The organism is Stenotrophomonas sp. 3diitr2024, assembly GCF_042136455.1.
Classification (GTDB): domain Bacteria; phylum Pseudomonadota; class Gammaproteobacteria; order Xanthomonadales; family Xanthomonadaceae; genus Stenotrophomonas; species Stenotrophomonas sepilia.
In genome coordinates this window covers 1-7,092 of the sequence record NZ_JBHHMJ010000428.1, presented here as the reverse complement: position 1 = coordinate 7,092, position 7,092 = coordinate 1, and the positions used below count along the sequence as shown (strand labels likewise).

Genomic DNA, 7,092 nt, shown 5'->3' with positions numbered 1-7,092 from the left:
CAGGGCTTCGTCGTCGTCATCGCCGCCGGCCTCGAAATCCTCACTGGACGCACGCGGCAGGCTGGCCATGTCGGTCAGCGCTTCTTCGCCCTCTTCGGACAGGGCCGGGCGGCGGCCGCCGCTGCCCAGGCCGAAGCCGCCCAGGAACGAGCGGGTCCAGCTGAACATGGCATCGGCCTGCGCGGACACGTCGTCGCTGTCGGCGAGCAGCAGTTCGAAGGCGAAGTCGCGGTCTTCCAGCTGCTTGATGGTGGCCTGCAGCAGCTGCCCCAGCACGCTGTCGGCGGCCACCGGTGGCAGGGTGTCGTCGGCCAGCACGCGCGCCGGCCAATCGTTGCCGGGGGCGCCGCCGGCGGCCAGCCAGCCGCACAGCGCTCCGTGCAGCTCGGCAGCGGTAGCGCCCAGGCCCAGCGCCTGGCTGGCGCGGGTAACGTCGTCGACGGAGGGAAGTTCGGTCATCGTGCGGCTCGTTCGGAATAAGGAAACCCGGGGTGCGCACGCGCGCGCCCGTGAGACCCTGTAGTGTAGCAACCCTGCGTCATCCTCTCGTGGCCGTCCGGCCTTGCTGCGACAGCGCTTGACCGCCCTCACCCGGCTTGCCTATCGTGCCCGCATGGAACCCGCCGATCCCCTTGCCCAGCTGCAGGACTTTGCCGCCCGCGTGGACGCGTTGCTTGAACGCAACCAGCGCCTGGCCGAGGAGAACCGCAGCCTGCGCCACCAGCAGGAACAGCTGGTGGCCGAGCGCTCGACGCTGCTGGCCAAGAACGAACAGGCGCGCTCGCGGGTGGAAGCGATGATCAGCCGGCTCAAATCCCTGGAGCAGCACACATGAGCGCCGAACCGGTCAGTGTCCGCATCCTCGATCGTGAATACACCGTAGGCGTCGGCGGCGACGAACGCGACAGCCTGATGGCTGCTGCGCGCCTGCTCGATGCGCGCATGCGCGAGATCCGCGGCAGCAACCGCATGGCCGCCGTCGACCGCGTCGCCGTGCTGGCCGCGCTGAACCTGGCCCACGAACTGCAGCTGCTGCGCGACGAGAACGCCCGCCAGGCCGTGGCGCTGCAGCAGACGCTGGCCGACCTGAACCGGCGTCTGGACCGCGCCATCGACGGCACCCCATAAAAAAAGGGGACGGAGGGAATTAAGGCGCATTCGCCCCTTCCGTGCTGGAAACGCCTTAATTCCCTCCGTCCCCTTTTCGCTTGTCTGAATTGGCACGGACTGTTGCCGACGAACGGCCTATCCAGATCCTGCGTGCTGGCTATAATGGCCACGCGTTCTCTGCGGTACTCGACGGCATGTGCAAACATTCGCCTTGTCCCTTAAGAACGACACCGGGAGCGCGACAGCGCCGGGAGTGCAGGTCCGCCTTGTAGCGGGAAGCCCGATGGTTCTCCAGCGTTCCCACTTGAGCCCCCGGGTTCAAGGTCGTTTCGCATGCATCGACATTGCGGAGAATGCAATATTCCAGCAAGGGCGGCGTCTTCGGGCGTCGCCCTTGTTCTTTCCGGCACAATGATGGCTGATCCTTGCCGCTCGCTGCCATGACCGACCCGCGCCAGGCCCTGCGCCACGACCTGCGGCAACGCCGCCGTGACCTTAACGCTGGTGAGCGCATCGCCGCCGCCGAATCGCTTGCCGATGCCCTGCTCGCCCTGCCGTTCGCCCCGCGCGAAGGCGCCGTGGCCGGCTACTGGGCGCTGGATGGCGAAATCGCCCTGCACCGCTGGCAGCTGCAGCTGCCCGAAGGACTCACCTACTGCCTGCCGGTGCTGGCCGGCGACGTGCTGCGCTTCGCACCATGGCGGCCCGGGCAGCCGCTGACCAGCAACCGCTATGGCATCCCCGAGCCGGACGTGGCCGTGGAAGACACCCTGGAACCGGAACGGATGGCGCTGGTCGTGACCCCATTGGTGGGTTTCGACGCACAGTGCCGCCGGCTGGGCATGGGGGGCGGCTGGTATGATCGCAGCTTCGCCTTCCGCCACGACCGGCCGGCGCCGCCCTGGCTGGTCGGTGCTGCGTTCGCGGTGCAGCAGGTCGAGTCCTTGCCGGTGGCGTCGTGGGACGTGCCGGTGGATGCGATCTGCACCGAAGACGGCACCCTGTTCCCCTCCGCTGCCCCCGTGAACGCATGACCGCCCGCAAGCGCTACTGGCTGATGAAGTCCGAACCGGACGCCTTCTCCATCGATGACCTGGCAAAGGTCAAGGTCGAACCCTGGAACGGGGTGCGCAACTACCAGGCGCGCAATTTCATGCGCGATGGCATGCAGGTGGGCGACGGCATCCTGTTCTACCACTCCAACACCAAGGTGCCCGGCATCGTCGGCCTGGCCACCGTCGCCAGCCCAGCCTACCCGGACGACACCCAGTTCGACCCGAAATCCGACTACCACGACCCCAAGAGCACGCGCGAAAACCCGCGCTGGATGCTGGTGGACGTGGCCTTCGACCGCAAGCTCAAGCAGGTGATCGCGCTCGACGAGATCAAGCTGCACGCTGACGAGCTCGGCGAGGGCTTCCCGCTGGTTGCCAAGGGCAATCGCCTGTCGGTGTTCCCGGTGACCGCCGCGCAGTGGAAGCTGCTGCTGTCGCTGGAAAAGAAATCCTGATTCCCCGCCTGAGAGTTCTTCCCATGTCCGAAGCCAAGCGCCTGGCCGCCGAGAAAGCCATCGAGTACGTCGAAGACGGCATGATCGTCGGTGTCGGCACCGGTTCCACCGTGGCCTATTTCATCGATGCCCTGGCCCGCATCCAGCACCGCATCAAGGGAGCCGTGTCCAGCTCCGAGCAGAGCACCGCACGCCTGAAGCAGCACGGCATCGAGGTGATCGAGCTGAACCACAGTGGCAACCTGTCGCTGTACGTCGATGGCGCCGACGAGTGCGACCCGAACAAGTGCCTGATCAAGGGCGGCGGCGCCGCACTGACCCGCGAGAAGATCATTGCCGAGGCCAGCGAGCGCTTCATCTGCATCGTCGACCCGAGCAAGCAGGTGCCGGTGCTGGGCAAGTTCCCGCTGCCGGTGGAAGTGATCCCGATGGCGCGCAGCCTGGTCGCCCGCCAGATCCGCGACATGACCGGCGGCCAGCCGACCTGGCGCGAGGGCGTGGTCACCGACAACGGCAACCAGATCCTGGACATCCACAACCTGCAGATCACCGATCCGGAAAAGCTGGAGCGCGAGCTCAACCAGTTGCCGGGCGTGGTCTGCGTCGGCCTGTTCGCGCGCCGTCGCGCCGATGTGGTGATCGTCGGTGGCGAGCCGCCGGTCGTGCTCTGACCCTTCCCAAGGATCCTGACAATGTCGCTGTTGCGTTCGCTGCTGATGCTTCCGCTGCTGGCCCTGGCCGGCTGCGCCACCGACGCGGCCCGCCATTGGGTCGAGCTGGACGGCGCCCGCTACCAGGTCGAGCTGGCCACCAACGATGAAACCCGCGCGCGCGGGCTGATGTTCCGCGACCAGATGGCGGCCGACCACGGCATGCTGTTCATCCACGACCGCGAGGAAATGCAGGCGTACTGGATGAAGAACACCAAGATCGCGCTGGACATCCTTTACTTCGACAGCCAGCGCAAGCTGGTCAGCCAGCAGCGCGACGTACCGCCGTGCTCGGCCGGCGACATGTGCCCGCCCTATCCCAGCGGCGGCCCGGCGCGTTATGTGCTGGAACTCAACGCCGGCCAGGCCGAGAAGCTGCAGCTCAAGGACGGCACGGAGCTGAAATTCGGTCCGGGCATCGAAAAATAACGGTAGTGCCGGCCGCTGGCCGGCAATCCAACCCGACCGGGGTCAGATCCCTTTCGCAAGCGAAAGGGATCTGACCCCTGAATTTTTCACGCGACACCGCTTGAAACCGCCTGCGAATGACGCCAGTCTGTGGCCATGCAGGACCGGATCACACTCCCCGACTGGGATGCCTTGGCCGACCTCGAAGACGAGGCGCTGCCACTGTTGCCGACCGCGCTGCTGATCGCGCGCGATGAATACCCCGATCTGCAGCCGTCCACCTACGACGCGCTGATCCAGAGCCATGTCGAGCACCTCCGCTCGGAAGTGGAGAGCATCGACAACAGCCCGCTGAAGATGGCGGCGATCAACCGCCACCTGTTCGACGAGCTGGGCTACAGCGGCGACCACGACGAGTACTACGACCCGCGCAACAGCTACCTCAACCAGGTATTCGAGCGCCGCCTGGGCAACCCGATCTCGCTGGCGCTGGTGCAGATGGAAGTCGCGCGCCGGCTGGGTATTCCGCTCGATGGCGTGTCCTTCCCCGGCCACTTCCTGGTGCGCCTGCCGGTGGACGACGGCGTGCTGGTGATGGACCCGTTCAACGGCGGCCGGCCGCTGGACGTGGACGAACTGCGCGAGCGGGCCAAGTCACACCTGGGCGGGCAGATGCCCGACGACCAGGTGCTGGCGCAGATCCTCGACCCGGCGCCCGCGCGCGCGATCCTGATGCGCATGCTGCGCAACCTGCACGGCGTGTATGCCGAAGCCGGCGAGTGGGACCGCGCCGCGCGCAGTGCCGACCGCCTGCTGAAGCTGGCCCCGGAGCAGGACGATGCGCTGCGCGACCGCGGCCTGGCCTACCTGCAGCTGGAGTACCTGGCCGGTGCCCGCCACGATCTGGGCCAGTACCTGAAGCGCAACCCGGAAGCCAGCGACGCGCAGTGGCTGCGCGAGAAGCTGATCGACCTCGGCGGGCCTATGCCGCGGCTGCATTGAGGGAGGCGGTGTGCGGACCGACAGTCCACACCTACCCTCATCAATCGACCTCGACCATCTCGAAATCAGCCTTGGTCACCCCGCAATCCGGGCAGGTCCAGGTCTCGGGAATGTCCTCCCAGCGCGTCCCTGGCATGATGCCTTCCTCCGGCAAGCCTTCTGCTTCGCTGTACAGGAAGCCGCAGACCACGCACATCCAGGTGCGCAAGGTGGTGGGGGTGGCATCGCTCATCGGATAATCAGGACTGGATTCACGGGCCGCCATTGTCCCATCGCGGTCCACTCACCGGTAGCCATCGATGACTTCTGCTTCCCCGGCGCCCCGCGGCGTCTACCTGATCACCCCGGACGAGCCCGATACCGCACGCCTGCTGGCCCGTACCGCGCCGCTGCTGGCCGCGGGCGCCACCTGGCTGCAGTACCGCAACAAGACCGCAAGCGACGCGCTGCGGCGGGAGCAGGCAACCGCGCTGCAGGCACTGTGCGCAGACCACGGCGTACCGCTGATCGTCAACGACGACCCGGCGCTGGCCAAGGCCGTGGGCGCGGCGGGCGTGCACCTGGGCGGCACCGACGGCGACATCCCCAGCGCGCGCGCCCTGCTCGGCCCCGAGGCCATCATCGGCGCCTCCTGCTATGACCAGCTGGCCAATGCCGAGAGGGCCGTGGCCGCCGGCGCCAGCTACGTGGCCTTCGGCGCGTTCTTCCCGACCACCACCAAGATCACCACCAGCCGCGCCCATACCGACCTGCTGCGGCAAAGCGCCGCACTGGGCGTGCCGCGGGTGGCGATCGGTGGCCTGACGCCGGACAATGTTGGTCCCATCATCGATGCCGGCGCCGATCTGGTCGCCGTGGTCAGCAGCGTGTTCGCCGCCGAAGACCCGGTCGCGACCCAGCGCGCCTACCTCGCCCAGTTCGCGTAATGCCCAGGAAAGCCCCATGAACCACGACCAGTCCCACGCCCTGTTCTCCCGCGCCCAGCAGCTGTTGCCGGGCGGCGTCAATTCGCCGGTGCGCGCGTTCAAGTCGGTCGGCGGCGAGCCGTTCTTCGTTGAACGCGCCGACGGTGCCTACCTGTACGACGTCGATGGCAACCGCTACATCGACTACGTCGGCTCCTGGGGCCCGATGATCGTCGGCCACAACCATCCGGCGGTACGCCAGGCGGTGAAGAAGGCGATCGACAACGGCCTGTCGTTCGGCGCGCCATGCGCGGCCGAAGTCACCATGGCCGAGACCATCACCCGCCTGGTGCCGTCGTGCGAGATGGTGCGCATGGTCAACTCCGGCACCGAGGCCACCCTGTCGGCGATCCGGCTGGCGCGTGGCGCCACCGGCCGCAACCGCATCGTCAAGTTCGAAGGCTGCTACCACGGCCACGGCGACTCGTTCCTGGTCAAGGCCGGCAGCGGCATGTTGACCCTGGGCGTGCCGACCTCGCCGGGCGTCCCGGCCGGGCTGAGCGAACTGACCCTGACCCTGCCCTACAACGACTTCGAAGCGGCCACTGCGCTGTTCGAGCAGCAGGGCGATGACATCGCCGGCCTGATCATCGAACCGGTGGTCGGCAACGCCAACTGCATCCCGCCGCGAGAGGGCTACCTGCAGCACCTGCGCGAACTGTGCACGAAACACGGCGCGCTGCTGATCTTCGACGAAGTGATGACCGGCTTCCGCGTTGCCCTCGGCGGTGCGCAGGCGCACTACGGCATCACCCCGGACCTGACCACCTTCGGCAAGATCATCGGCGGCGGCATGCCGGTGGGCGCCTACGGCGGGCGCCGCGAGCTGATGCAGCAGATCGCCCCGGCCGGCCCGATCTACCAGGCCGGCACGCTGAGCGGCAACCCGGTGGCGATGGCCGCTGGCCTGGCGATGCTGGAGCTGATCCAGCAGCCGGGCTTCCACGCCGACCTGGCCGAGCGCACCGCACGCCTGTGCGCCGGCCTGGAAGCGGCCGCCGCCGAAGCCGGCGTGGCGGTGACCACCACCCGCGTGGGTGCGATGTTCGGGCTGTTCTTCACCAGTGAGAAGGTGGAGACCTATGCGCAGGCCACCGCCTGTGACATCCCAGCGTTCAACCGCTTCTTCCACGCGATGCTGGAGCAGGGCGTGTTCCTGGCGCCGTCGGCGTACGAGGCCGGTTTCCTGTCCAGCGCGCACGACGATGCCGTGATCGAGGCCACCCTCGCCGCTGCACGCGTGGCATTCAAGGCCGCCAAGGGCTGAGACACCCTCTGGTAGGTGCCAACCTTGGTTGGCACAAAAAGGGGACGGAGGGGATTAAGTCGTTTATGCACAAACGACTTAATCCCCTCCGTCCCCTTTTTTCAACCGAAGACGAACTTG

General features: G+C 67.3%; 11 protein-coding genes and 1 other RNA gene. 10 read left to right on the top strand and 2 right to left on the bottom strand.

Features of this window, described 5'->3' with window-relative positions; translation table 11 throughout:
* Nucleotides 1-459: UPF0149 family protein (locus ABGA94_RS10690; protein WP_375367239.1), on the bottom strand; the 459-nt coding region annotated here is incomplete at its 3' end.
* A 154-nt stretch (nt 460-613) separates the two neighbouring features.
* On the opposite strand from ABGA94_RS10690, the gene ABGA94_RS10685 reads away from it, so the two are divergent.
* From ABGA94_RS10685 to ABGA94_RS10650, 8 genes are all read left to right on the top strand, one after another.
* Nucleotides 614-835, top strand: a complete 222-nt coding sequence (locus ABGA94_RS10685; RefSeq protein ID WP_005418996.1) for a TIGR02449 family protein — start codon at nt 614-616, stop codon at nt 833-835.
* On the top strand, nt 832-1,128 hold the full coding sequence (locus ABGA94_RS10680) for a cell division protein ZapA (RefSeq protein ID WP_005410899.1): 297 nt from the start codon (nt 832-834) through the stop codon (nt 1,126-1,128). Before ABGA94_RS10685 ends, ABGA94_RS10680 begins: the two co-directional genes overlap by 4 nt.
* Nucleotides 1,129-1,281: 153 nt before the next feature.
* A non-coding RNA gene (gene ssrS / locus ABGA94_RS10675) (6S RNA) lies at nt 1,282-1,467 on the top strand.
* Nucleotides 1,468-1,550: 83 nt separating this feature from the next.
* Nucleotides 1,551-2,144 carry a 5-formyltetrahydrofolate cyclo-ligase gene (locus ABGA94_RS10670; RefSeq protein WP_032954483.1) on the top strand — a complete coding sequence of 198 codons (594 nt, stop codon included), beginning with the start codon at nt 1,551-1,553 and terminating at the stop codon, nt 2,142-2,144.
* Nucleotides 2,141-2,620, top strand: a complete 480-nt coding sequence (locus tag ABGA94_RS10665; RefSeq protein ID WP_005419001.1) for an EVE domain-containing protein — start codon at nt 2,141-2,143, stop codon at nt 2,618-2,620. The genes ABGA94_RS10670 and ABGA94_RS10665 overlap by 4 nt, the downstream gene beginning before the upstream one ends.
* Nucleotides 2,621-2,643: 23 nt before the next feature.
* Nucleotides 2,644-3,291 carry a ribose-5-phosphate isomerase RpiA gene (gene rpiA, locus ABGA94_RS10660; protein ID WP_005419003.1) on the top strand — a complete coding sequence of 216 codons (648 nt, stop codon included), beginning with the start codon at nt 2,644-2,646 and terminating at the stop codon, nt 3,289-3,291.
* 21 nt (nt 3,292-3,312) lie between these two features.
* Nucleotides 3,313-3,759 carry a DUF192 domain-containing protein gene (locus tag ABGA94_RS10655; protein WP_005419005.1) on the top strand — a complete coding sequence of 149 codons (447 nt, stop codon included), beginning with the start codon at nt 3,313-3,315 and terminating at the stop codon, nt 3,757-3,759.
* Nucleotides 3,760-3,894: 135 nt separating this feature from the next.
* Entirely contained in the window at nt 3,895-4,740 is an 846-nt protein-coding gene (locus ABGA94_RS10650) for a SirB1 family protein (protein ID WP_005419007.1), read from the top strand.
* A 40-nt stretch (nt 4,741-4,780) separates the two neighbouring features.
* On the opposite strand, the gene ABGA94_RS10645 is transcribed toward ABGA94_RS10650, so the two are convergent.
* Nucleotides 4,781-5,005 carry a rubredoxin gene (locus ABGA94_RS10645; protein ID WP_080104347.1) on the bottom strand — a complete coding sequence of 75 codons (225 nt, stop codon included), beginning with the start codon at nt 5,003-5,005 and terminating at the stop codon, nt 4,781-4,783.
* A gap of 34 nt (nt 5,006-5,039) precedes the next feature.
* Here ABGA94_RS10645 and thiE point away from each other — a divergent pair, with 34 nt between their 5' ends.
* Both thiE and hemL read left to right on the top strand, forming a co-directional pair.
* The gene (gene thiE, locus ABGA94_RS10640; RefSeq protein ID WP_053497472.1) at nt 5,040-5,666 is read left to right on the top strand and encodes a thiamine phosphate synthase; all 627 of its coding nucleotides are present in this window, start codon (nt 5,040-5,042) and stop codon (nt 5,664-5,666) included.
* A gap of 16 nt (nt 5,667-5,682) precedes the next feature.
* Nucleotides 5,683-6,972: a glutamate-1-semialdehyde 2,1-aminomutase gene (hemL, locus tag ABGA94_RS10635; RefSeq protein WP_095377969.1), complete on the top strand. Its 1,290-nt coding sequence runs from the start codon at nt 5,683-5,685 to the stop codon at nt 6,970-6,972.
* Nucleotides 6,973-7,092: the final 120 nt, after the last annotated feature.